This is a genomic window from Pseudomonas sp. GV047, from assembly GCF_003058245.1.
Classification (GTDB): Bacteria; Pseudomonadota; Gammaproteobacteria; order Pseudomonadales; family Pseudomonadaceae; genus Aquipseudomonas; species Aquipseudomonas marginalis.
Genome location: NZ_QCWA01000033.1, coordinates 1 through 2,006 on the forward strand (window position 1 = coordinate 1; position 2,006 = coordinate 2,006).

Annotated in this window: 2 protein-coding genes; both read left to right on the forward strand. The window is 57.7% G+C overall.

Annotated elements, in window-relative coordinates; all coding sequences use genetic code 11:
- Positions 1–411, forward strand: a 411-nt coding sequence (locus C8K58_RS32125) for a DNA topoisomerase (protein ID WP_178087847.1), incomplete at its 5' end; no start/stop codon positions are given.
- A gap of 907 nt (positions 412–1,318) precedes the next feature.
- On the forward strand, positions 1,319–1,900 hold the full coding sequence (locus tag C8K58_RS32130) for an STY4534 family ICE replication protein (RefSeq protein WP_108574927.1): 582 nt from the start codon (positions 1,319–1,321) through the stop codon (positions 1,898–1,900).
- Positions 1,901–2,006 lie beyond the last annotated feature (106 nt).

The following is a 2,006-nucleotide window of genomic DNA, read 5'->3' on the forward strand; positions in this document are numbered from 1 at the left end:
GAAGCCACGCGAGCCGGTATCATCAAGGGGTTGATTGATCGCGGTTATTTGCTGAAGAAAAAACGCGCCTTGATGGCCTCCGCAGCGGCCCATACCCTGATCGAGGCAGTACCCGCTGCAATCGCAGATCCAGGTATGACCGCGACCTGGGAACAGGCCCTGGACGAAATCGAAGCGGGACGCCTGTCGCTGGATGCATTCGTCACCAAGCAGGCGAACTGGATTGCGCAGTTGGTCGCACGCTGCGGTTCACTTACTTTAGCCATGCCTATCGAAGCCGGTCCGACCTGCCCCATTTGCAACACATCAATGCTCAGGCGAAAGGGCAAATCAGGGCCGTTCTGGTCATGCTCTCGCTATCCGGATTGCAAGGGCACGGTGTCGATCAGTAAAGCTACGCGTCGCTCATGATGTTCCATGGGACGATCATCATGAGAACGGTGAGTTCTCTGCCTTGACGTCGTCCCACCCTCTCTGCTGTAGTGCCTCAGGATCATCGCCAACGGCGAACCAAGACCGATTTGCTCCGGGTGGCTCGGTCGGACTCCTTGAGTTCGGAGCCTTCTCTTCTGCGGAATTTCATTCCTCACTTGTGCTCGACCTGATCACGGTGGCGGATGACCACTGTTGCCTCTGCCCGGCAACAGCGGTCATCCGCTTCGGCGATCGTATTCAGTCCCGGAGCCCACCGGGGAAACACGGGGCACCCTTTGTGCGCGGATGCGTGCCAGCAGGTTCCGACCCAGGCCACGACAAGGGTCGGTTGGCGAATCATGGCGCAGTTCAACCAAGTGTTGCGAGGCGCTTGTCGACTGCGTAAGACCGCCAAAGGTGGTTTTTCTCTTCCTCGCCTGGCACCCTGCCGGGCCCCCTCTTCATTTTTTTCATTTTCTTAATTCCAGTGACTTCCACCGTATTCCGGCCTTAAAAAATCGGGTTGCAGCGTCTTGACGCTCCCCTGTGACAGGCTTATACAAAGGCCGTGGTTCGCTGTCGTTGACAGCCCAGCCCAGGTAGCTTGAACCTTCAAGGCTACGCCACGTTCGTGGTGGTTTACCCAAGTGCGATCAGCGTTCGGAAGCTCGCGCGGTTACCGCTTCAGCGGTGATGAATGCCCACTGCTCCATGCCTGCGGCTTACCACCGCAGACGCTCCTCTGCTGCACCGCTATTCCCTCAAGGCGCATCGTTCTGATCGTCATCGGCTTGCCGGTGGCGAGTTGTTCATTGCTCGCCTTTACCTTACCCACCCTGACGGGGGCTCACTTCCCCGTCAGGGATTGTGCGTCGCCGTTTTCCCTTGAAACAGGAGAACCACCATGGCCCACGCCAACCACTCCCAAGAAGCGACCACTTACTTCAACCTGCACACCGTCGGTATCGGCTACCTCAACCGTGTTCGTGAAGTACAAGTCCGCCGCGGCCAACCCTTCATGGCCTGCGATATCGCCGCCCTGCACGGTGCCACCGATGCGGTGGAGTACACCCGCTTCGACTGCAAGGTCGCTGGAGGCGAAGCTGAACGTTTGATTCGTCTCTATATGGACGCCGTCAAAGCCGAGAAAAAGGTCTTGCTGTCGTTCCGTATCGGCGACCTGTGGATCGATCCGTTTCTCTACGAGAAAGGCGCTAAGCAGGGTCAACCGGGCGCCAGTTTGAAAGGTCGTTTGTTGCTCATCGACTGGATCAAGGTCAACGGCACGTTCGAGTACAAAGCGCCCGCCAGGCAGGAAGCATCAGCACCTGCTGAGCAAGCGCCAAACAGTGAGTCCTCCCCAACGTCGGCTGATGCCGAAGCTGAAGATACCGGCAACCCAACAGAGTCCAGGATTGAACCTGAATCTCCACCCACTCTCCGCACGGCCCGCCGTGTCGCCACGCGTACTGTTCAGTCCGCCTGAACAATCCACGATGTTTTACATCAAGGCGCTCAATCGAGCGCCTTTCCTTCAATCAGCACAGGAGAGTCAACATGGAATCCTTCTGGCTTTGCGACGACTGCCTGTT